Genomic DNA, 22,471 nt, shown 5'->3' on the forward strand with positions numbered 1-22,471 from the left:
CGCATCCGGAACGCGTTCGATTTGGGCATCCGCCTCGCCACGACGCTGTTGTTGCTGCTGCTCGCGCCGGCCTGCGCCTGCGCGCAGGCTCCGCTTTCGCAGGCGCAGGCTGCACAGGCGCCCGCGTCATCGGATCCCTCGCCGGCGCTGATCCCGCAGCCGCGGCATTGGCAGCGCGGCGAGGGCGCGTTCGCGCTCGACAGCAGCGTGGTCCTGATCGTGCCCGCCGATACGCGCAGCCGCGAGATCGCGGATTTCCTGCGCCGCGCGCTGGCCGAGGATCACGGCCTGTGGCTGACCGGCCGCGGCGCGCGCGCCGCGCGCGCGATCGAACTGCGCCTGGATCCCGCGCTGGCGGGCGACGAGGCCTACCGCATCGAAGTCGCGCCGCAGCGCATCGTGCTGACGGCCGCGCGTCCGCGCGGGCTGTTCTGGGCGGTGCAGAGCCTGCGCCAGCTGCTGCCGCCGGGGCGCGCGGCGAACATCGAAGTGCCCGCGCAGCGCATCGAGGACGCGCCGCGCTACGGCTATCGCGGGCATATGCTCGATGTGGGCCGCCACTTCATGCCGGTCGATTTCGTCAAGAAGCAGCTCGACCTGCTGTCCTATTACAAGATCAACACCTTCCGCTGGCATCTCACCGAAGACCAGGGCTGGCGCATCGAGATCAAGCGCTATCCCAAGCTGACCCAGGTCGGCGCCTGGCGCGAGGAAGGCGACGGCCGCCGCTATGGCGGCTACTACACCCAGGCGCAGATACGCGAAGTGGTGGAGTACGCGCGCCAGCGCAACATCATGGTGATCCCCGAGATCGAGATGCCCGGGCATGCATCGGCGGCGCTGGCGGCCTATCCGGAGCTGTCCTGCCGCAAGCAGCCGATCGCCGTGCCCGCCAGCTGGGGCGTGTTCGAGGACATCTACTGCGCCGGCGACGAATCCAGCTTCGAATTCCTGCAGCACGTGCTGGACGAAGTGATCGAGCTGTTCCCCGCGCCCTACGTGCACATCGGCGGCGACGAGGCGCCCAAGGCGCGCTGGAAGGAAAGCGCGTCCTCGCAGCAACGCATGCGCGAGCAGGGCCTGAAGAACGAGGACGAGCTGCAGGCCTGGTTCGTGCGTCGCATCCAGCGCTATCTGGCCGGCAAGGGCAAGACCCTGATCGGTTGGGACGAAGTGCTCGACGGCGGTCTGAGCCAGGACGCCATCGTCGAGGTCTGGCGCGGCGACGAGCCGGCCGCGCGCGCGCTGCGCAACGGCAACCGCATCGTCGTGGCCAGTCCGTTCTACCTGGATCGCGGGCTCGGCGATCTGACCCTGGAGAAGCTCTACGGCACCGATTTCGCCGCCGCGCCGGTGTTCGCCGGGCACGCGGCGCAGGTGCTGGGCGCCGAGGCGCCGCTGTGGACCGAGCGGGTCACCCCGCGCAATGCCGAGACGATGTTGTATCCGCGACTGCTCGCGTTCGCAGAGAACACCTGGAGCGGCATCGGCGACTACCAGGATTTCCATCGCCGTCTGAGCCGGCACTATCCCAGGCTGGACGCCTGGCGGGTGAGCTACGGTCCCGAATCCACCGACCTGGTGCGCTATCGCTTGGAGCGCGACCCGACGCGACGGGTGTGGCGCGTGCAGGCGCAACGCGGTTTCTCCGATCTGCGCATCCACTACAGCACCGACGGCCGCGAGCCCGATGCGACTTCGCCCTGGTTCGAGGACAGTCTGGACATCGCCAGGCCCGGCACGCTGAAGCTGGTGCCGTATCGCCATGGCCGCGCCTACGCGCCCAGCCGCAGCTACGCCCTGGTCGCGCACCTGGGCCTGGACCGCGCGCTGAGCTACTCGCTGCCCGCGCATCCGCGTTACCGCGGCAACGCCGACGGCGCGACCCTGAGCGACGGCGTGCTGGCCGGCGACGAGCATGCCGACGGCCGCTGGACGGCCTGGGCCGGCGGCGATGTCGAACTCACCCTGGACCTGGGCACGCCGACCGCGGTACGCGCGGTGTCGGCGCGTTTCCTGCAGCAGACCAACAGCTGGATCCTGCCGCCACGCGGCCTGCGCCTGTCCGCCTCCGACGACGGCCGGCGCTGGACGCCCTGCGCCGAGCTCGCGCTGGACGTGGACGCCGCCGAACTGCGCCAGCGTTACCTCACGCCGCGTCTGGCGTTGCCGCAGCCGACGCGCGCACGCTATCTGCGCTTGCAGATCCAAGGTTATGGCGACCTGCCCGCGGGCCATCCCGGCGCCGGCAGCCCGTCCTTCTATTTCGTCGACGAACTGGTGATCGAATGAGTCGCTCGCATACGCCGCCGCAGGCCGCCCGTTCCGCTCCCACCTTGAGCGCGCGCTTGCGCTGGCTGGGCCTGGCTTTGGCGCTGGCCGGCGCCACGGCGCAGGCGGCGCCCGCGCGCGAGGATCTGGCCGCTACGGTCAACACCTTCATCGGCACCAAGGACGACGGCAACACCTATCCCGGCGCCTCCGCGCCGTTCGGGCTGATCCAGGTCTCGCCGATCGGCGAACACTATGCCGGCTGGCGCTACGACGAGCCCAAGATCCGCGGCTTCGGCCATTCCTTCCTGTCCGGCGCCGGCTGCTGGGAGCAGGGCGGGCAGTTGTCGATGTTGCCGGTGACCGGCCGCATCGCGCCGGGCGGTACCTTCGACACCGCCAAGGCCGACAGCTTCGATCAGCGCAAGTACGCCGCTGCCTACACCCACGAAGGCGAGGTCGGCCAAGCGGGCTACTACAAGGTACGGCTGACCGACTACGGCGGCATCGACGTCGAGACCACCGCGCGCACCCGCGCCGCGGCCGAACGCTATACCTTCGGCGTCGAGGCGGATACCGGGCATGTGCTGGTCAACACCGGTCAGGCCAATAATCGGCATTGGGTGGTCGGCAGCGCGCTGCGCGTGGTCGACGATCGCAGCGTCGAAGGACGCATCACCACCAAGAGCTTCTGCGGCGGCCAGAACTACACCACCTGGTTCGTGCTGCGCTTCGACCGTCCGTTCCGGAGCCAGGGCACCTGGGACGAGGAGGGCGGCCACCCCGGCGGCCGCAGCGCCATGCAGGGCGACGGCCGGCCGGCCGGCGCGTGGTTCAGCTTCGACCTGAAGCAGGGCCGCGCGGTGACCGCGATCAGCGCGATCTCGCACGTCGACCAGCAGGGCGCCTGGAACAATCTGCGCGCCGACGCCATGGCCGGCGACCGCGCCCTGGGATTCGACGCGATGCGCGCGCGCGCGCAAGACGCCTGGCGCCAGGAACTGCGGACGGTGCGCGTGCAGGGCGGCAGCGGCGACGATCGCACGGTGTTCTACACCGCGCTCTATCACACCCTGCTGCAACCGCTGACCGGCAGCGACGCCGACGGCCGCTACCGCGGCTACGACGACGGCATCCACCGGGCCGAGGGCTGGACCTACTACGAGTACTTCTCGCTGTGGGACACCTACCGCTCGCAGAACCAGTTGCTGGCGATGCTGCGTCCGCAGCGCGCGCGCGACATCGCCCAGTCGGTGCTCAAGATCCGCGAGCAGGGCGGCTGGCTGCCGCGCTGGGGCTACGCCAGCTTCGAGACCAATGTGATGACCGGCGATCCGGTCACGCCCTTCCTGGTCGACCTGTGGAAGTTCGGCGCGCTGCGGGGCCGCGAACGCGAGGCCTGGACCGCGCTGCGCGAGAACGCCTTCGGGGTGCCGCCGTTCGGTTCGCGCAGCAGCGGTCGTGCCGGCAACCCCAGTTACCTGCAGCGCGGTTACGTCCAGTACGACCGCACCTTCCCGGTCAAGAGCATGGACGTCGATCCCCACCATGGCGGGTCGGCCACCCTGGAATACGCTTTGGCCGATTGCGCGCTGGCGGGCTTCGCCGAGGCCGTCGGCGCGCCGGCCGACGCGCAGGCGCTGCGCGCGCGCGGCGGCAACTGGCGCAAGCTCTGGGACGCGCAGGCCAAGGACGCCGAGCTGGGCTTCACCGGCTTCCCGCGCCCGCGTTTGGACGACGGCAGTTGGTACACGGGGCCGGACGGGCGCTACAACCCGCGCTCGCACCACGGCTTCCACGAAGGCACCGCCTGGCAGTACCAATGGCTGGTGCAGCAGGACGTGCCCGGGCTGGCCGCGGCGATGGGCGGCGAAGCCGAAGCGCTGCGTCGGTTGGATGCGTTCTTCGCCTACGACGCGCTGGTGGCCGACCCGGCCCATGCCGCGCGCAAGCAATGGGTGGTGGGGCCGTATAGCTACTACAGCCAGTACCGCTACAACCCCAACAACGAACCCGACCTGCACGCGCCATGGCTGTACGCGCTGCTGGGGCAGCCGTGGAAGACCTCGGCGGTGCTGCGTTCGGCGCAGACGCTGTTCACCAACGCGCCCAACGGCGTCACCGGTAACGACGACCTGGGCACCATGTCGGCCTGGTATCTGTTCAGCGCGATCGGCCTGTATCCGCTGATGCCGGGCAGCGGCGAGCTGGTGCTGCACGCGCCGCGCTTCGAGCGGGTCGAACTGGAGCTGGGCGAGGGCAGGACCCTGCGCATCGAGGCGCCGGGTGCCGACGCCCGCGTCCTGCAGTACCCGCAGTCGGTGCGTTTCAACGGCGCGGCGGTCGATCGGGTGTGGCTGGACTGGTCGCGTCTGCGCGACGGCGGCAGCCTGCGCTTCGAGCTGGGCGCCGCGCCCTCGGCCTGGGCCACCGCCGCCTCGGCGCGTCCGGCCGCGGCCTGCGGCGCGCCGGCCGGGAGCGCGCCTTGAGCCTGGCCTTTGCCCCTGTCCCGGACCGCCCGCCGGTCCGCGCCGGCCGCGGCCTGGCCGGCGCGCGCGTTGCCGCCCGGGCCTGCCAACTTGGATCGATCCACTTGGTGAATAATCGGTCGACCGCACGAGTCCAAGGACCCGGGATCTCCGATGACGACCCACAAGCCCGGCACCGGCCGGTCCAACCGCAAGCAGGTCACCGTGACCGACATCGCCCAGGCCTGCGGAGTATCGCGGGCGACGGTGTCGCTGGTGCTGCGCGGCAGTCCGTTGGTGCATGCCGACACCCGTGCGCGGGTGGAGGCAGAGCTCAAGCGGCAGCGTTACGTCTACAACCGCGCGGCGGCGAACCTGCGCCGGCAGACCTCCAGTTCGGTCGCGCTGGTGATCAACGACCTGTCCAATCCCTTCTTCGCCGAGTTCGCCGCCGGCGTGGACGAGGCCTTGGGCGAGGAAGGCTACGTGACCCTGCTGGGCAGCACCGCCGAGTCGCCGCAGCGGCAGTTGGCGGTGCTGGGCTCGCTGGTCGAGCACGGTCCGGCCGGCATCATCCTGTCGCCGGCCGAGCACAGCGACGGCGCGGCGCTGCAGCGGCTGCTGGGCGCGCACACGCCGGCGCTGGTGTTCAACCGCGCCTTGCCGGGCGTGGACTGGGACTTCCTGGCGCTGGACAACGAGCACGGCGCGCGCCTGGCCACCGAACACCTGCTGTCGCTGGGGCACCGGCGGATCGCGTTCTTCGGCGGGCACGCCGATTCCAGCTCGTGCCGGCAACGCCGCCAGGGCTACAGCGACGCGATGCGCGCGGCCGCGATCGAGCCGTCGCCGGACTGGCTGGTGGAATGCAGCCCGACCCGCGTCGAAGCCGCCTCGCGCACCGCCAAACTGTTCGAGCGCGCGCCGGAGGCGAGCGCGGCGGTTTGCTACAACGACACCGTCGCCCTGGGCCTGATGCTGGGCCTGAGCGCGCGCGGCATCCGGCCGGGCGTCGACTTCGCCCTGACCGGATTCGACGACATCACCGAGGCGGCGCTGTCGACGCCATCGCTGACCACGCTGGCGGCGCAGCCGCGCGCGTGCGGGCGCCAGGCCGCCGAGCTGCTGCTGCAGCGCGTGCGCGATCCGGGCGCGTTGTCGCGGCGCGTGATCGCGCCGGTGACGTTAGTGGTGCGCGGCAGCAGCGGAGCCGCGGCCATGTGAGTTCCCTCCTCCGGCGCCGACCGCACGACGCCTCCATCGAGCCGTCGACGCCATGAGCACTCAAGATCCCAACGCGCCGGCGTCCGCCACGCGCAACCGCGCGGCCCTGATCGCGATGACCGCGATCTTTTTCATGTGGGGCTTCATCACCGAGCTCAACGGGGTGCTGATTCCGCACCTGCAGTCGGTGTTCCAGCTCACCCACGCGCGCTCGATGCTGCTGGACTCGGCCTTCTTCGGGGCCTACTTCGTGATGGCGGTGCCGGCCGGGCGGGTGGTGGCCAGAGTCGGCTACAAGCTGGGCATCGTGATCGGCCTGTTGATCGCCGGCGCCGGCGCCCTGCTGGTGCTGCCGGCGGCGCAGGCGGCCTCGTTCGAATTGTTCCTGCCGGCCTTGTTCATTCTGGCCACCGGCATCGTCCTGTTGCAGGTCTCGGCCAATCCCTACGTGAGCCTGCTGGGCGCGCCCGAGCGCGCCGCCAGCCGGCTCAACTTCGCCCAGGCGGTGAATTCGCTCGGCCACACCATCGGCCCCTACGTGGCCGGCCTGCTGATCTTCAGCGCGACCCTGCTCAGCGCCGAACAGCTGGCCAAGCTGCCGGCGGCCGAGCGCGTGCAGACCGTGCAGCCGCTGTACATCGGCGTGGCCGCGGCGCTGATCGTGCTGGCGGCGGCGGTGTACTTCTTCCGCATGCCGGCGCTCACCGAGGCCACCGAACAGGCCGACGCGCGCAAGCACGGTTTCGCCGAGGTGCTGCGCCATCCGCACCTGCGCTGGGGCGTGCTGGCGATCTTCTTCTACGTGGGCGTGGAGGTCACCGTCGCCCATTTCATGGTCAAGTACGTCTCGCGCCCGGAGATCGGCGCGATGAGCGAAGGCCAGGCCGCGCTGTACCTGTCGTACTACCACGGCGCGGCCATGATCGGCCGCTTCCTGGGCGCGGCGCTGCTGATGAGCGCCAATCCGCGCCGGCTGCTGCCGCTGTACGCGGCGATCAACATCGTCCTGCTGCTGGTGACCATGAACACCGTCGGCGGTACGGCGCTGTGGTCGGTGGTGCTGGTGGGCCTGTTCAATTCGATCATGTTCCCGACCATCTTCACCCTGGCGATCGAGCGCCTGGGGCCGATGACCGAGAAAGCCTCCAGCCTGCTGGTGATGGCCATCGTCGGCGGCGCGGTGATTCCGCCGCTGCAGGGCGCTTTCGTCGATCTGCTCAAGGGCGCGCTGGGCGACGAGACCCGGGCGCTGCAATACGCCTTCATCGTGTCCGCGCTCTGCTACGCCTACATCGTCTGGTACGGCCTGCGCGGCTCGCGCCTGCAACCGGCGCTCAACATCCAACAGGGGCAGGATTGAACCGCATGCGCAACATCGTTTGCTTCGGCGAGGCCTTGATCGATTTCCTCGCCCAGCCCGCGCCGGCCGACGACGCGCCGCGCGCGTTCCTGAAATACGCCGGCGGCGCGCCGGCCAACGTCGCCGCGGCGGCCGCGCGGCTGGGCGCGCCGACCCAGTTCGTCGGCATGCTGGGCCGCGACATGTTCGGCGACTTCCTGCTCGACAGCCTGCGCGGCTGCGGGGTGGCCACCGACTATGTGCTGCGCACCGATGCGGCCAAGACCGCGCTGGCCTTCGTCGCCCTGGACGAACACGGCGAGCGCAGCTTCAGCTTCTACCGTCCGCCGGCGGCGGACCTGCTGTTCCGCAGCGAACACTACGCCGCCGACTGCTTCGCCCAGGCCGGTGCCTTCCATGTCTGCTCCAACAGCCTGACCGAGGACGAGATCGCCGAGGCCACGTTGCAGGGCATGGGCCTGGCGCGCGCGGCCGGCGCGCTGGTCAGCCTGGATCTCAACCTGCGCCCGATGCTGTGGCCGCAGGGCGTGCAGCCGCGGCCGCGCTTGTGGCAGGCGCTGGCCGCGGCCGACGTGGTCAAGCTGGCGCGCAACGAGCTGGACTATCTGGCCGAGCCCTACGGCGGCGGCGAGGCCGGCGAACGCGCGGTGCGCGAACGCCTGTTCGCGGGTGCCGCGCGCTGGCTGGTGGTTACCGACGGCGGCGCGCCGATGCGTTGGTACACCGCAGGCGCCGAGGGCGAGCTGCGCGGCTTCCGGGTCAAGGCGGTCGACACCACCGCCGCCGGCGACGCTTTCGTCGGCGGCCTGCTGTCGCACCTGTGCGAACGCGATGTGGATGCGGCCGGACTGCCTGCGTTCCTGGCCGACCGCGCCGCGATGGAGGACGCTCTGCGTTTCGCCGCCGCGGTCGGCGCCCTGGCGGTGACCCGACACGGCGCCTTCGCCGCGATGCCCACCCGCGCGCAGGTGCAGCAATTGCTCAAGGATCAATATGAACACGCTGCCTGAGAACACGCTGCCTCAAAGCGCGCTGCCCCAAAGCGCGCCGCCCGACCCTGCCGCGCCGGACTTCCGTTCCGCCGACTTCCTGCGCGCGCACATCGCGCGCACCATGGCCTTCTATCACCCGCGCTGTATCGACCCGTCCGGTGGGTTCTTCCACTACTTCAAGGACGACGGCGGGGTCTATGAGGCCTCGCACCGGCATCTGGTCAGCAGCACCCGCTTCGTCTTCAACTACGCCATGGCCGCGCGCGAATTCGGCGAGGACGCCGCCTTGCGCGCGCAGTACCTGCAGGCGACGCGCCACGGCCTGCGCTACCTGCGCGAGCGCCACCGCAACCCGGACACCGGCGGCTACGCCTGGACCCTGCGCGACGGCCGCGTGGAGGACGAGACCTACCACTGCTACGGCGTCGCCTTCGTGCTGCTGGCGTACTCCAGCGCGCTCAAGGCCGGCATCGACGAAGCGCGCGAGTGGATGGACGAGACCTGGCAGCTGCTCGAACGGCGCTACTGGGAGCCGCAGCACGGCCTGTACCGCGACGAGGCCGACGCGCACTGGAACTTCAGCGGCTACCGCGGCCAGAACGCCAACATGCACATGTGCGAGGCGATGTTGGCGGCGTTCGACGCCAGCGGCGAGCGCCGTTATCTCGAGCGTGCGCTGGACCTGGCCGAACGCATGACCCGCCACCAGGCCGCCCAGGCCGGCGGACTGGTATGGGAGCACTACGACGCCGACTGGAACATCGACTGGCGCTATCACCTGGACGATCCCAAGCACTTGTTCCGCCCCTGGGGCTTCCAGCCCGGCCACCAGACCGAATGGGCCAAGCTGCTGCTGATCCTGGACCGCCATGTCGAGGCCGACTGGCTGCTGGCGACCGCGCGCCAACTGTTCGATACCGCGCTGGCGAATTCCTGGGACGCGCGACGCGGCGGCATGTACTACGGCTTCGCTTACGAACGGCTGCGTGAGGCCCTGCACGAAGCGGCGGCATCGGAACGCCCGCTCATGGACGGACGGACGCTTGCGCAGGGGCCCGCCTACGTCTGCGACGACGACAAGTATTTCTGGGTCCAGGCCGAATCGCTGGCCGCCGCCGCACTGCTGGCCGCGCGCACCGGCGAGGCCCGCTACTGGGACTGGTACCAGCGGCTGTGGGCCTATTCCTGGGAGCACCTGGTCGATCACCGCCACGGCGCCTGGTTCCGCATCCTCGACGCCGACAACCGCAAATACAGCGACGAGAAGAGCCCGGCCGGCAAGACCGACTACCACACCATGGGCGCCTGCTACGAAGTGCTGAATCTGGTGCGCGGGGGCTGAGACGGGATGCGACCGGCCAGGCTCCTGCACGGATGGAGGCACTCGGCGGCGGTCGTGGCGATCGCCGCGGCGGCGCTGTTCGGCGCGCCCGCGCAGGCGGCGCAACCGGAAGTGCGCAGCCTGCACCAACGCTGGGAATTCCGGCTGCTGCCGGACGATCCGCAGGCGCGCGAACACGCGGCCGCGACGCAATGGCATGCCGCGCGCGTGCCCGGCCACGTCCACACCGACCTGCTCGCACAGGGGCTGATTCCCGACCCTTACGTCGGCGCGCCGGAAGCGCGGCTGCAATGGATCGGCCTGGGCGCCTGGGAGTACCGCAGCCATTTCGATGCGGGCCCGAAGGTTTTGCGCAAGCGTCATGCCGAGCTGGTGTTCGAGGGTCTGGACACCTATGCGGACGTCTACCTCAACGGCGAGCCGCTGCTGTCGGCCGACAACGCTTTCCGGACCTGGCGGGCACCGGTGGCGGGCAAGCTGCGCGCGCGCGACAACGAATTGCGGGTGATCCTGCGTTCGCCGATCCGGCGCCTACTGGCGCGCGTCGAAGCGATGCCGCACAAGATCGCCGGCAACTATCCCTCGCCCTACGGCGACGAACCCAAGGAGTCGATGACCGGCAACTTCGCGCGCAAGCCCGGTTATCACTACGGTTGGGATTGGGGCCCGCGTTACGTCACCGCCGGGGTGTGGCGGGATGTGAAGCTGGAAAGCTGGGACGGGCCGCGCATCGACGATCTGCATTTGCGCCAGCTGCGCGTCGACGCCGAGGTCGCCGAGCTCGGCGCGCAAGTGCAAGTGCGCGCCGACGTCGCCGGCAGCGCGACGCTGGAGCTGGATTGGCTGGACCCCGACGGTCGCCGCGCGCGCACGCTGCGGCGGGCCGTGAGCCTGCAGCCGGGAACGCAGACGCTGGATATGCCGCTGCGGATCGAGCGGCCGCGACGCTGGTACCCGTTCGGCTACGGCGAGCAGGCCTTGTACAGCTTCCGCATGCGCCTGCTCGGTCCCGACGGCCAGCGCACGCAGGCGCAACAGCGCACCGGCCTGCGCCGGGTCGAGCTGCGCCGGCCGCGCGACGCCGCGGGGCAGGGCTTCGCGTTCGCGGTCAACGGCATCGAGATCTTCGCCAAGGGCGCCAACGCGATTCCGTTCGACATGTTCCCGGCGCGGGTGCCGCGCGAACGCCTGCGCAAGACCCTGGAGGACGCGCGCGCGGCCAACATGAACATGCTGCGCAACTGGGGCGGCGGCTATTACGAAAGCGACGAGTTCTTCGATCTGGCCGACGAGCTCGGCCTGATGGTGTGGCAGGACTTCATGTACGGCGGCGGCATGCAGCCGGGTTTCGATCCGGCGTTCCGCGCCAACGCCGTGGCCGAGGCGCGCGACCAGGTGCGCCGGCTGCGCCGCCACCCCAGCGTGGTGCTGTGGTGCGGCAACAACGAAGAGGAAACGGCCTGGAAGGATTGGGGCCACCGCCGCAAGCTGACCGAGGCCGACCCGCGCTTCGCCCAAACCGTGTGGGACGGCTATGTGCAGTTGTTCGGGCGCGACCTGCGCGAGGTGGTCGCGCAGGAGGCCGGCGACGTGCCGTACTGGTCCAGCTCCCCCAGCAACGACCTGGACGAGAAGGCCAACGATTCGGCCCGGGGCGACAAACACTACTGGGACGTGTGGGCCGGTTCCAAGCCGATCGCCGCCTACCTGGACGAGACGCCGCGCTTCATGTCCGAGTACGGCCTGCAGGCCTGGCCGTCGCTGCGTACCGTGGACGCGTTCGCCAGCGCGGCGGAGCAGGGCATCGATGCGCCGGTGATCCGCGCCCACCAGAAATTCCTGGCCGGCGCCGGCAACGAGCGCCTGCTGCACTACATCCGCGCCGGTTACGGCGAGCCGCGCGATTTCGCCGATTTCGTCTACCTCAGCCAGGTCATGCAGGCCGAGGGCATCGAGCTGGCAGCGCTGCACCATCGCGCCAGCCGGCCCCGCACCATGGGCTCGCTGTACTGGCAGCTCAACGATGTCTGGCCGGGCGCGTCCTGGTCCAGTCTGGACTATTACGGCCGTTGGAAGGCCCTGCATTTCCATGCGCGGCGCTTCTTCGCCCCGGTCGCCGCGGCGGCGCTGCGCAAGGACGGGCGCACCGCGCTGAGCCTGCTGTCGGACCGCAGCGAGCCCGCGACGGCGCGGTGGACGCTGCGGGTGCTCGACTTCGACGGGCGCGAGCACCGCCGCGAACAAGGCGAGACGACGCTGGCGCCGCTGGCGGTCACTGCCGCCGGGGCCTGGAGCGATGCCGAGCTGCTGGGCGGCGCAGATCCGCGCCGCACCGCGGCGGTGTTCGAGTTGCAGGTGCGCGGCGAGCCGCCGTCGCGTCGCGTGGTCTATTTCGACGAAGCCAGGTCCCTGGCGCTGGGCGATCCGCAACTGCGCACGCAGTGGCGCCGCTACGGCGACGCCGCGGTATTGACCTTGCAAGCCGATCGCCTGGCGCGTGCGCTATGGGTCGACTTCGAGGGCCTGGACGCCGAGCTGTCCGACAACGCCTTGACCCTGCTGCCCGGCGAAACCGTGCAACTGCGCGTGCGCGCCGACGCCGACCTGGCGCGCCTGCGTCAGGCCCTGCGGCTGCGCTGGCTGGGCGCGCCCTGAGTTCCGCTTCCGTCTCCCGCGCCGTGCGCCGTTGTCGGCATGGCTTCCTCCCGCCTCTGGTGATCCCGATGAAACTACCGCTGCTCGCCTGCCTCTCCGCCGCCGCCCTGGCGGCCGGCTGCGCCCGGCCCGCCGCCGACACCGCCGCGCCCGCGGCCGCCTCGACGGCCGCCGTCGCCGCGCCCGCGCAGGGCGTGGACGCCGCCGAAGCCGCGCGCCTAGCCGAACGGGTGAAGCAAGAGACCCGTCACGCCTGGCAGGGCTACAAGCGTTACGCCTGGGGCCGCGACGCGCTCAAGCCGCTGAGCAAGAGCGGCCACGACTGGTACCCGCATTCGCTGCTGATGACGCCGGTGGATGCGCTGGACACCCTGCTGCTGATGGGCCTGAAGAGCGAGGCCGACGAAGCGCGCGAACTGATCGCCTCGCAGCTGGACTTCGACCGCGACATGTACGTGCAGAACTTCGAGGTCACCATCCGCTTGCTCGGCGGCCTGCTGTCGGGATACCAGATCACCGGCGACGAACGCCTGCTCAAGCTCGCCGACGACCTGGGCACGCGCCTGCTGCCGGTGTTCGACTCCCCCACCGGGCTGCCCTACACCCACGTCAACCTGCGCACCGGCAAGACCCGCGGCAAGCTCAGCAACCCGGCCGAGACCGGCACCCTGCTGCTGGAGTTCGGCATGCTGTCCAAGCTCACCGGCAAGCCGGTGTACTACGACCAGGCCAAGCGCGCGCTGGTGGAAACCTACAAGCGCCGCGACGCCAAGACCGGTCTGGTCGGCTCCTGGATCGATGTGAACAGCGGCCGCTGGACCGACACCGGCTCGCACATCGGCGGCGGCATCGATTCCTACTACGAGTACCTGTACAAGTGCTGGCGCCTGTTCGGCGACCAGGAATGCAAGGCGATGTGGGAACAGAGCATCGTCGCGGTCAACCGGCACCTGGCCGACGAAGTGCGCGAGCGCGAGCTGTGGTACGGCCATGCCGACATGGCCAGCGGCCGTCGCACGGCCACCCGCTACGGCGCGCTGGATGCGTTCATGCCGGCGCTGCTGGCATTGGGCGGCGATCTGGATCGCGCCCGGCGCCTGCAGGATTCGGGCCTGAAGATGTGGCGCCTGCACGGGATCGAGCCCGAGTCGCTGGACTACGCCAAGATGCAGGTCGCTTCGCCCGGCTACGCGCTGCGGCCGGAGATCGTCGAGTCGGCCTATTACCTGCATGTGCTGACAGGCGATCCCAAGTATCGCGCGATGGGGCGCGAGTTCTTCGAGGACTTCGTCCGTCATTGCCGCAGCGAAGCCGGCTATGCCGCGCTCAAGGACGTGACCAGCAAGCGGCAGGACGACTCGATGGAAAGCTTCCTGTTCGCCGAGACCTTCAAGTACTACTACCTGCTGTTCGCGCCGGCGCAGACGCTGGACTTCGAGGCGGTGACCTTCAATACCGAGGCGCATCCGCTGCGGCCGGTGCGGGCCGCGGCAGCGGCGCGGTGAAGGCGCGCGCGGCGCTGGCGCTGTGCGCGCTGTGGCTGGCGGCTTGCGCCGGCCCGCTGCGCGCGCCGCCGGCTGCCGCGCCCAATCCGCGCGCGATCGTCTTCTACTACAACTGGTACGGCAGTCCCGAGCGCAGTGGCGCGCGCCTGCATTGGTCGCATCCGGTGCTGAAGCCGCACGCCTCCGATCCGGACGCGCCGGAGATCCCCGGCGGCGGCGACATCGCCGCCGATTACTACCCGGCGCTGGGCGAGTACGACAGCGCCGATCCCGCCTTGGCCGACCAGCACATGCGGATGATCGCCGAGGCCGGCATCGGCGTCGTCGCGGTGACCTGGCTGGGCCGCCAGGACCCGAGCTACCGCAGCCTGCCCGCGCTGTTCGACGCGGCGGCGCGTCACGGCCTGCGCATCTGTTTCCAGATCGAACCGGCGGCGCGGCCGACCATCGCCGCGGCGCGCGCGCAGGTGGTCGCCGCCATCGACGACTACGGCCGGCATCCGGCGTTCTATCGCGATCCCGATAGCGGGCGTCCGCTGTTCTTCGTCTACGACTCCTACCAGCTGCCGGCGTCCGACTGGGCGCGGCTGCTGCGCACGGACGGCGCCGAGTCGCTGCGCGGCGGCGCCTACGACGCCGACCTGATCGGCCTGTGGGTGAACGCCGACGAGGGCGCCTTCTTCCTGAGCGCCGGCTTCGACGGCGTCTACACCTACTTCGCCAGCCGCGGTTTCACCTGGGGCTCGACCCCGGAGCATTGGCCGCAGCTGCAGCGCTGGGCGGACCGCCATGGCCTGCGTTTCATCCCCTCGCTGGGGCCGGGTTACAGCGACCGGCGGGTGCGGCCCTGGAACCGCGCCAACGAGCGCGACCGCCGCGGCGGCGCCTACTACGACGAAATGTTCGCCGCGGCCAGGGCCAGCGGCGCGCGCTGGCTGTCGATCACCTCGTTCAACGAATGGCACGAAGGCACCCAGCTGGAGCCGGCGGTGCCGATGAGCGCCGGCGGCCGCAGCTACCTCGATTACGCTCCGCTGGCGCCCGATCACTACCTGCGCCGCACCCGCCACTGGCTGTCGCGGTTCCCGGCCGCCGCCCGGCCTTAGCGCCGTGAAGCGATCGTGGCGGGCGCCCAGCAGCCCGCCGTTTCGACCCTGCTGCGCCGGTTGCGGCACCCCGGGACAGGCCGCGCCGCCATGCGCATCGAAGCCCCGGACCGCGCTTGCGCAATTCCCGCCACACAAAGCGCCGAAACTCTGGCTATAGTGTCCCGCCGCCAGGAGCGCACCCCCCGGATGCCGGGAGCCCCTCACAACGCGGCCACGCAATGGTTCGGCCCGGCTTTCGAGCGGCTGCACCCCCTGCTGCAAACGCTGCATCGCAGCGGCGGCACCTTGAGCGGCGAAGTCGCGATCTCCACCGGTACCGGCCTGGCCGGACGCCTGGGCCGGCGCCTGGCGCGACGCCTAGGCATTCCCCTGGATCGTCCGCGCCGCGCTTTCCAGGTCCGCATCGTCCACGATGCGCAGGCCATGCAGTGGCGGCGCCGCTTCGAAGGCGGCGCCGAACTGGTCTCGACCTTTCGCCCCGTCGGCCGCTATCCGGACGGGCATTGGCTGGAATCCACCGGCCCGGCGCGGCTGCGCCTGGGCGTGGACCTGGCCGAGGGCGGCTGGCGCTGGCACCTGCTGGGGGTCGCGCTGCGCGGCCTGCCCTGGCCGCGCTTCCTGTTTCCGCGCACCGACGCCAGCAAGCGCGTCGACGACGACGGGCGTTACCGCTTCGCCGTCGCCTTCTCCCTGTTTCCCCTCGGCGAACTGCTGCGCTACGAAGGCGCGCTGCACGCCATCCCGGCCGATCCGGCCGTCCAAGTCGAAAGAGTGGCTACATGACCGACCGCATTCCCCTGCTTATCGATACCGACCCGGGCGTGGACGACGCGCTCGCGCTGCTGATGGCGTTCAACGATCCGCGCCACCAGCTGGTCGGACTGACCATCGCCGCCGGCAACGTCGGCCTCAAGCACACCGTCGCCAATGCCCTGAAGTTGTGCGAGGTCGCCGGCGTCGACGCGCCGGTGTTCGCCGGCACCGCCGCGCCGCTGCTGCATCCCTCGCCGGACGCGGGCTACGTGCACGGCCAGGACGGCTTCGGCGACGTCGGCTACGAGCCCGCGCGCCGCCAGGTCGAGGCCGAGCACGCCGCGCTGGCGATCCTGCGCCTGTCGCACGAGCACGCCGGCAAGCTGCTGTTGGTGGCGCTGGGCCCGCTGACCAACATCGCGCTGGCGCTCAAGCTCGACCCGACCCTGCCCGAGCGCGTCGCGCGCTTCGTGGTCATGGGCGGCGCGGTCACCTGCCGCGGCAACATCACCCCGGCCGCCGAGTTCAACATCTACTTCGATCCGGAGGCCGCGCACATCGTGTTCGAGGCCTTCGAGCGCATCGAGCTGGCCGACTGGGAGGCGGTGATCGCGCACGGCTTCCTGCACGACGACGTGGTCCAGTGGCTCCAGGCCGACAGCGCGCGCGCGCGCTTCTACGAGCGCATCTCGGAGAAGACCCGGCTGTGGTCGGCCGACCGCCGCGGCGCCCACTGGCATGCCGCCGACGCCCTGGCCATGGCCTTCGCGCTGGAGCCCGAGGGCGCCCTGGAGGTGCTGGACCGGGCCCTGGCGATCGAGCTGGACGGCCGCCACGGCCGCGGCGCGACCATCGTGGACTGGCGCGGGGAGGGCGGGGCCCCGGCCCGGGTCGCGATCCTGATGCGCTACGACCAGGAACGCTTCCAGGGCCTGATCCAGCGGGCCCTGGCGGCCGTTTAGGCCGGGACTTGCCTCGGCCTCGAAGGGGCGGCTATAATGCCGCTCTTTCCCGCATCAATTTGTGAGTGCCATGAAGGCAGGTATCCATCCCGAGTACCGCGACGTCGTGTTCCAAGACGTCACCACCGACTTCCAGATCCTGACCCGTTCGACCCTGTCGAGCAAGGAAACGGTCAAGGTCGACGGCGCCGAGTACCCGCTGATCAAGGTCGATATCTCGTCCGCTTCGCACCCGTTCTACACGGGCAAGCACAAGATCATGGACACCAGCGGCCGCGTCGACAAGTTCCGCAAGCGTTACGCGCAGAAGTAATCGCGTCGCCAGGTTTCGCGCACAACGGCTGCCCACTGGGCGGCCGTTTGCGTTTGGGCCGAATTCCGCGCGTCGATACCCGCACTGGTCCGGCGCGCCGCCCGCGTGCGTGGCCGTCGATCGCCTCCGCTCGAATCCGGCGCACGGGTCGGCGGCCGGATCGACACCGCCGGCGGAACAGCCCGGCCCGTCCCCGCGACCAAAGTCCGAGCCGGTGCTCCAGGCCGGTATGCGATAATTCGTGGACGCGGCGCGTCCGCGATTCCCTGTCCCCACCTCGCCCGCGGCCATCCCTGCGCGGCGCAGACATGAGGAGCTGTTCGTGTCCGGTTCTGATAAGTCCGCCCCTGATAAATCCGTTGCTGAGAAAGCTACCCCGAATAAACCCGCCTTCGACCAGGTCACCCTGGCCGCCGGCGACAAGAGCGTGACCCTTCCGGTCCAGCATCCGGTGCTCGGCGCCTCCTGCATCGACATCGCCAAGGTGCCGAAGGAAACCGGTCTTTTCACCTACGACCCGGGCTTCACCGCGACCGCCAGCTGCAAGTCGGCGATCACCTACATCGACGGCGACGAAGGCGTGCTGCTGTACCGCGGCTACCCGATCGAGCAGCTCGCCGAGAAGTCGAACTTCCTCGAAGTCGCCTACCTGCTGATGAACGGCGAACTGCCGACCGCGAACGAGTTCAGCAAGTTCGAGCACGAGGTCACGCATCACACGATGATGCACGAGGCCTTCCGCACCTTCCTGTACGGCTTCCGCCACGACGCCCACCCGATGGCGATGCTGGTCGGCATGCTCGGCTCAATGGCGAGCTTCTACCACAACGAACTCGACCTGGAAGATCCGGAACAGCGCCGCCTGGCCGCGATCCGCCTGATCGCCAAGGTGCCGACGATCGCCGCCGCCTGCCATCGCTATTCGATCGGCTGGCCGATCCGCTACCCCAAGAACAGCCTGGACTACACCACGCGCTTCCTGCACATGCTGTTCGAAGTGCCGAGCGAGCCGCTGGAGCTCAATCCGGTCGCCGCCAAGGCGATGGACCTGCTGTTCATCCTGCACGCCGACCACGAGCAGAACGCGTCGACTTCGACCGTGCGTCTGGTCGGCTCGACCGGCGCCAACCCCTACGTCAGCGTCGCTTCCGGCGTCGCGGCGCTGTGGGGGCCGGCGCACGGCGGCGCCAACGAAGCCGTGCTCAAGATGCTCAACGAGATCGGCCGTCCGGAGAACGTCAAGGCCGCGGTCGACAAGGCCAAGGACAAGGAATCGGGCTTCCGCCTGATGGGCTTCGGCCACCGCGTCTACAAGAACTACGACCCGCGCGCGGCGCTGGTGCGCAAGATGACCCACGACGTGCTCGGCGAGCTGGGCGTCAACGATCCGCTGCTGGAAGTGGCGATGAAGCTGGAAGAGGCGGCGCTGCAGGACGATTACTTCGTCCAGCGCAAGCTCTACCCGAACGTCGACTTCTACTCGGGCATCATCTACAAGGCGCTGGGCATTCCGGTGGAGATGTTCACGGTGATGTTCGCGATCGCGCGCACCGCCGGCTGGGTGTCGCATTGGCTGGAGCAGCAGAACGATCCGGAAAACAAGATCGGCCGCCCGCGCCAGATCTATACCGGTCACGGCGTGCGCGACTACGTCGGCGCCGACAAGCGCTGAGCCTGGCCGCAATCGCCCGCGAAACGCCCCGCCCAGTGCGGGGCGTTTTCGTTTCGGCCCCATTCTGCGCCAGCGCTTCCTGTAGGAGCGGCGCGAGCCGCGGCCGCGAATTCCGGCTACGTCGCCGGTTCCGAAGGGGCGGCCTTCCGTGGGAACTTCGACTGGCTTTCTGTGGGAGCGGCGTCCCACGGGGATTTCCTTCGGTCATAAGCCGCGATCGCGAACTCCGGCTATTGCGCGGGCAGGGCGGTTGGGGATCTGCTATTGCCCTTGCTCTGCATGGCTGCCCCGAAGGTCAACGGCTTCCGCCCGCTGCGCGTGCGGGTCACTTTCTCTTGCTAGCCCAAGAGAAAGTAACCAAAGAGAAGGGCTGGCGTGACCAACCCTCCCTTGCGAGACCGGGGCCGGCGCCGGGATTTTTCGAATGGACATCCCTGTCCATTCGAAAAACGGCGCTCGTCCTGCGCGCCGCCCTTCGGGTCTACGATTCATTGGTGAATGCGTTGCTATGGATTCCAATGCTGCGGCAACGGCAACGGCAACGGCAACGGCAACGGCAACGGCAACGGCAACGGCAACGGCAACCGCAACCGCAACTCGTAGGATGCGGTGAGCCGTAGGCGAACCGCATCGTCGCGCGCCCCCGGTACGGGGAGACGGCGCGTTGCCGTCGCGGCCCCGACCCGCGCCCCGCACCCAACGCGTTACCCTGATGCACCGCCGCCTACCCGTCGAACCCGCATGACCGCTACGCCCCCTCCCGACCGCGACACCATCGCCGCGATCGCCACCGCGCCCGGCGCGGGCGGGGTCGGGATCGTGCGCTTGTCGGGTCCGCGCGCCCTGGCGATCGGCGAGGCCCTGGTGGCGCGGCGCCTGCGGCCGCGCCATGCCCATCACGTGCGTTTCGTCGACGCCGCCGGCGAGGTCATCGACGACGGCATCGCGCTCTACTTCGCCGCGCCGGCCAGCTACACCGGCGAGGACGTGGTCGAACTGCAGGCGCACGGCAGCCCCGCCGTGCTGCAAACGCTGGCCGCGCGCTGCGGCGCGCTCGGCGCTCGGCGCGCGCGCCCGGGCGAGTTCAGCGAACGCGCCTTCCTCGAAGGCCGGCTCGACCTGGCCCAGGCCGAAGCCGTCGCCGATCTGATCGCGGCCGCCGACGAGCGCGCCGCGCGCGCCGCCCGGCGCGCGCTGGACGGCGAGTTCTCGCGCCGGGTCGATGCCCTGGCCGACGAGCTGCTGGCCGTGCGCGTGCACGTCGAGGCCGCGATCGATTTCGCCGACGAACCGCTGGACACCCTCGGCGGCGCCGCGCTGCGCCGCCGCTACGCCACCCTGTCCGCCGACCTGGACGCCCTGCTCGCCGCGGCCGAACGCGGCCGCCGCCTGCGCGACGGCCTGCACGCGGTCATCGTCGGTCCGCCCAACGCAGGCAAGAGTTCTCTGCTGAACGCCCTGGCCGGCAGCGAGCGCGCCATCGTCACCGACATCGCCGGCACCACCCGCGACCTGCTGCACGAAACCATCCGCAGCGACGGCGTCGAGCTGACCCTGGTCGACACCGCCGGCCTGCGCGAAGGCGGCGACGCGATCGAGCGAGAGGGCATGCGCCGCGCCCGCGACGAACTCGCGCGCGCCGACCTGGCGATCGTGGTGCTGGACGCACGCGATCCCGCTACCGGCCGCGCCGCGGTCGCCGACGCCATCGCCGGCGTGCCGGCGCGGCTGTGGCTGCACAACAAGGCCGATCTGCTGGACCCGGCCGCCGCCGCCGCCCTGGACGGCGAAGACCGAATCGCCCTGTCCGCGCGCACCGGCCAGGGCCTGGACGCCTTGCACGCGCACTTGCGCCGGCTCGCCCAGGGCGAGGGCGCCGACGCCAGCGAAGGCGCCTTCACCGCGCGTGCGCGCCACGTCGAAGCCCTGCGCCGGGCCCGGACCGAACTGGCCGACGCCGGCGTCCAGCTCGAACGCGAGGCCCTGGACCTGGCCGCCGAGTCGCTGCGCCAGGCCCACGACGCCCTCGGCGAAATCACCGGCCGGGTCCGTGCCGACGACCTGCTGGGCCACATCTTCTCCAGCTTCTGCATCGGTAAGTAGGACCGGCCGAGGGTGCCGGCCCATCCGGCCGCGGTCGTCGCCCGCTGCGGTCCGCGCCGCCGGCCCGGCGACCGCGCCGCAGCGGTCCCGCCACGTTGCGGAGTTTGGCCGCGCGAGGCTGCGCCGGCCTGAACCGGGCCGGCGCGGAACCCTGTCGTCCCGGATCGGTCACAATCCCCGATTCATGCCTGGCCGAGGCCGATTTTGGGCCCCCGGCCGCTTGACAAACGCGGCTTGCTAGCGCGTCCTATCCGGCGTGTGCTCGCTACGGCGCACTTCAGGGGAGTTTTGCCAATGACTGTGAACCAAAATGACCGGCGTTCACGCCGGCTGTCCGTCGTATCGCATGCGACCATCGCGCTGGCCCTGGCCTGCTCGCTGACCGCCTGCAACAAGGAACAACCCGCCCAGGATGCGGCGGCCACCTCCGCGGCCACCACGGCCCCGGCGGTAACACCGGAAACGGCCGTCTCGGCCAAGGTCTCGGCCTTGACCGTCGACCAGCTGCGCGAGGCCGCCCGCAAGGCCTATGCGGAAAACCGTCTGTACGCTCCGGTCGAAGACAATGCGGTCGAGTACTACCTCGCATTGCGCGACAAGGCGCCGGCCGACGCCGCCGTTTCCAGCGCCCTCACCGACCTGCTGCCGATGACCGTCATCGCCACCGAGCAGAGCGTCGGTCGCGAGGACTTCGCCGAAGCCCAGCGCCTGTCGGCTCTGTTGGAAAAGGCCGATGCCCAGCATCCGGCGCTCGCGCGCCTGAAAGCCAGCATCGCCGCCAAGCAGGCCGAAGTCGCCAAGCGCGCCGAAGAGCAGGTGCTGACCGCCGAAGAGCAGGCCAAGAAGCAGGCCGATCTCGAGAAGCAGCGCCTGGCCCAGCAGGAAGCGCAGCAGAAGCAGGCCGCGACCCAGCTGGCCGCCTCGCAGGCGGCCGAGCGTCAGGCCGCGGCGACCCGCGAAGCCGATCAGCGCGCCGCCGACCAGCGGGCCGCCGAGCAGCGCGCGGCCGAGCAACGCGCCGCCGAGCAGCGCGCGGCCGAGGCGCGGCAGACCGCCGCGGCACCGTCCGCGGGCAGCGACCTGCGCGCGGTGTCGACGCCGGCCCCGCGTTACCCGCCCGAAGCGCTGCGTGCCGGCCAGTCGGGCGAAGTGCAGGTCGAGTTCACCGTCGGCACCGACGGCTCGGTCACCGCCGCCCGCGTGGTCCGTTCCAACCCGGCGCGCATCTTCGACCGCGAGGCGGTCAACGCGGTGCGCAAGTGGCGGTTCCAGCCGGTGGGGGCACCGGTCACGACCCGTCGCACGATCGGGTTCAACCCCGGCGGTTAAGCGATCCAGGGACGGGCGTGCGGCGACGCACAGGGGACCCGTCCGCAGCACCCGCAACGCCCGGCTTCGGCCGGGCGTTGTTTTTTGTGCGCTTGCGCTGGGGCGGGAGCGATGCGAACAGCGATGTCGGAGCTCGAACGCAGCGCTTGCTTCGATGCGTTGGAGGCCTTCTCCGCTAGCGGTGTGCGCCGCTTTCTCCTGCCTTGGGCCCCCTCCTTTGGAAAAGGGTGAAGCCGTGCGTTTACGAACCGTAGATTCGTGCGCGGCTGAACGCCAGCAGGCTATGCCTGCGGGCCGGGCGGGTTGGGGAGGATTTGTTGTTGCTGTTGCTTTGCTTGGTTGGCACGAAGGTCAACGGCTTCCGCCCGCTGCGCGTGCGGGTCACTTTCTCTTGCTGGCCCAAGAGAAAGTAA

General features: G+C 70.3%; 15 protein-coding genes. All 15 read left to right on the top strand.

The genetic code is table 11. The annotated features are described in order from the left end of the window. Positions 1–21: 21 nt before the first annotated feature. The 15 genes from V1318_RS07330 to V1318_RS07400 all read left to right on the top strand — a co-directional run bounded on the left by V1318_RS07330 (position 22) and on the right by V1318_RS07400 (position 22,058). Complete coding sequence (locus V1318_RS07330) at positions 22–2,292, top strand: family 20 glycosylhydrolase (RefSeq protein ID WP_332938988.1); 2,271 nt, start codon at positions 22–24, stop codon at positions 2,290–2,292. After that, a complete protein-coding gene (locus V1318_RS07335) occupies positions 2,289–4,760 on the top strand; it encodes a GH92 family glycosyl hydrolase (protein ID WP_332938989.1) in 2,472 nt (823 codons plus the stop codon). Before V1318_RS07330 ends, V1318_RS07335 begins: the two co-directional genes overlap by 4 nt. A gap of 153 nt (positions 4,761–4,913) precedes the next feature. Next, positions 4,914–5,963 (top strand): LacI family DNA-binding transcriptional regulator, encoded by a 1,050-nt coding sequence (locus V1318_RS07340; protein ID WP_332938991.1) that lies wholly within the window; start codon positions 4,914–4,916, stop codon positions 5,961–5,963. A gap of 52 nt (positions 5,964–6,015) precedes the next feature. After that, positions 6,016–7,323, top strand: a complete 1,308-nt coding sequence (locus tag V1318_RS07345; RefSeq protein ID WP_332938992.1) for a sugar MFS transporter — start codon at positions 6,016–6,018, stop codon at positions 7,321–7,323. Next, positions 7,320–8,333, top strand: a complete 1,014-nt coding sequence (locus tag V1318_RS07350; RefSeq protein ID WP_332938993.1) for a carbohydrate kinase — start codon at positions 7,320–7,322, stop codon at positions 8,331–8,333. Before V1318_RS07345 ends, V1318_RS07350 begins: the two co-directional genes overlap by 4 nt. A gap of 103 nt (positions 8,334–8,436) precedes the next feature. Next, complete coding sequence (locus V1318_RS07355; RefSeq protein ID WP_332939015.1) at positions 8,437–9,657, top strand: AGE family epimerase/isomerase; 1,221 nt, start codon at positions 8,437–8,439, stop codon at positions 9,655–9,657. Between the two features lie 6 nt (positions 9,658–9,663). Then, positions 9,664–12,312 (top strand): glycoside hydrolase family 2 protein, encoded by a 2,649-nt coding sequence (locus V1318_RS07360; protein ID WP_332938994.1) that lies wholly within the window; start codon positions 9,664–9,666, stop codon positions 12,310–12,312. 68 nt (positions 12,313–12,380) lie between these two features. Continuing rightward, positions 12,381–13,817 carry a glycoside hydrolase family 47 protein gene (locus V1318_RS07365; protein WP_332938995.1) on the top strand — a complete coding sequence of 479 codons (1,437 nt, stop codon included), beginning with the start codon at positions 12,381–12,383 and terminating at the stop codon, positions 13,815–13,817. After that, positions 13,814–14,923 carry a glycoside hydrolase family 99 protein gene (locus V1318_RS07370; RefSeq protein WP_332938996.1) on the top strand — a complete coding sequence of 370 codons (1,110 nt, stop codon included), beginning with the start codon at positions 13,814–13,816 and terminating at the stop codon, positions 14,921–14,923. Before V1318_RS07365 ends, V1318_RS07370 begins: the two co-directional genes overlap by 4 nt. Before the next feature lie 189 nt (positions 14,924–15,112). Next, entirely contained in the window at positions 15,113–15,709 is a 597-nt protein-coding gene (locus V1318_RS07375; protein ID WP_332938997.1) for a DUF4166 domain-containing protein, read from the top strand. After that, positions 15,706–16,641, top strand: coding sequence for a nucleoside hydrolase (locus V1318_RS07380; RefSeq protein WP_332938998.1), 936 nt, complete (start codon positions 15,706–15,708; stop codon positions 16,639–16,641). Before V1318_RS07375 ends, V1318_RS07380 begins: the two co-directional genes overlap by 4 nt. A 70-nt stretch (positions 16,642–16,711) precedes the next feature. Further along, positions 16,712–16,954: a type B 50S ribosomal protein L31 gene (locus tag V1318_RS07385; protein ID WP_091632429.1), complete on the top strand. Its 243-nt coding sequence runs from the start codon at positions 16,712–16,714 to the stop codon at positions 16,952–16,954. 406 nt (positions 16,955–17,360) lie between these two features. Next, complete coding sequence (locus V1318_RS07390) at positions 17,361–18,626, top strand: citrate synthase (RefSeq protein ID WP_332939016.1); 1,266 nt, start codon at positions 17,361–17,363, stop codon at positions 18,624–18,626. A gap of 741 nt (positions 18,627–19,367) precedes the next feature. Continuing rightward, positions 19,368–20,729 (top strand): tRNA uridine-5-carboxymethylaminomethyl(34) synthesis GTPase MnmE, encoded by a 1,362-nt coding sequence (gene mnmE, locus V1318_RS07395; protein WP_332938999.1) that lies wholly within the window; start codon positions 19,368–19,370, stop codon positions 20,727–20,729. Between the two features lie 294 nt (positions 20,730–21,023). Beyond that, complete coding sequence (locus V1318_RS07400) at positions 21,024–22,058, top strand: energy transducer TonB (RefSeq protein ID WP_332939000.1); 1,035 nt, start codon at positions 21,024–21,026, stop codon at positions 22,056–22,058. The last annotated feature ends 413 nt before the right edge of the window (positions 22,059–22,471 follow it).

Source organism: Lysobacter sp. CCNWLW3 (assembly GCF_036697405.1).
Classification (GTDB): Bacteria; Pseudomonadota; Gammaproteobacteria; order Xanthomonadales; family Xanthomonadaceae; genus Lysobacter.

Excerpts from the sequence above, each read along its gene's own strand:
- V1318_RS07335 (WP_332938989.1), top strand. The coding sequence starts at position 2,289 with ATGAGTCGCTCGCATACGCCGCCGCAGGCCGCCCGTTCCGCTCCCACC.
- V1318_RS07340 (WP_332938991.1), top strand. The coding sequence starts at position 4,914 with ATGACGACCCACAAGCCCGGCACCGGCCGGTCCAACCGCAAGCAGGTC.
- V1318_RS07345 (WP_332938992.1), top strand. The coding sequence starts at position 6,016 with ATGAGCACTCAAGATCCCAACGCGCCGGCGTCCGCCACGCGCAACCGC.
- V1318_RS07355 (WP_332939015.1), top strand. The coding sequence starts at position 8,437 with ATGGCCTTCTATCACCCGCGCTGTATCGACCCGTCCGGTGGGTTCTTC.
- V1318_RS07360 (WP_332938994.1), top strand. The coding sequence starts at position 9,664 with ATGCGACCGGCCAGGCTCCTGCACGGATGGAGGCACTCGGCGGCGGTC.
- V1318_RS07365 (WP_332938995.1), top strand. The coding sequence starts at position 12,381 with ATGAAACTACCGCTGCTCGCCTGCCTCTCCGCCGCCGCCCTGGCGGCC.
- V1318_RS07375 (WP_332938997.1), top strand. The coding sequence starts at position 15,113 with ATGCCGGGAGCCCCTCACAACGCGGCCACGCAATGGTTCGGCCCGGCT.
- V1318_RS07380 (WP_332938998.1), top strand. The coding sequence starts at position 15,706 with ATGACCGACCGCATTCCCCTGCTTATCGATACCGACCCGGGCGTGGAC.
- V1318_RS07385 (WP_091632429.1), top strand. The coding sequence starts at position 16,712 with ATGAAGGCAGGTATCCATCCCGAGTACCGCGACGTCGTGTTCCAAGAC.
- mnmE (WP_332938999.1), top strand. The coding sequence starts at position 19,368 with ATGACCGCTACGCCCCCTCCCGACCGCGACACCATCGCCGCGATCGCC.
- V1318_RS07400 (WP_332939000.1), top strand. The coding sequence starts at position 21,024 with ATGACTGTGAACCAAAATGACCGGCGTTCACGCCGGCTGTCCGTCGTA.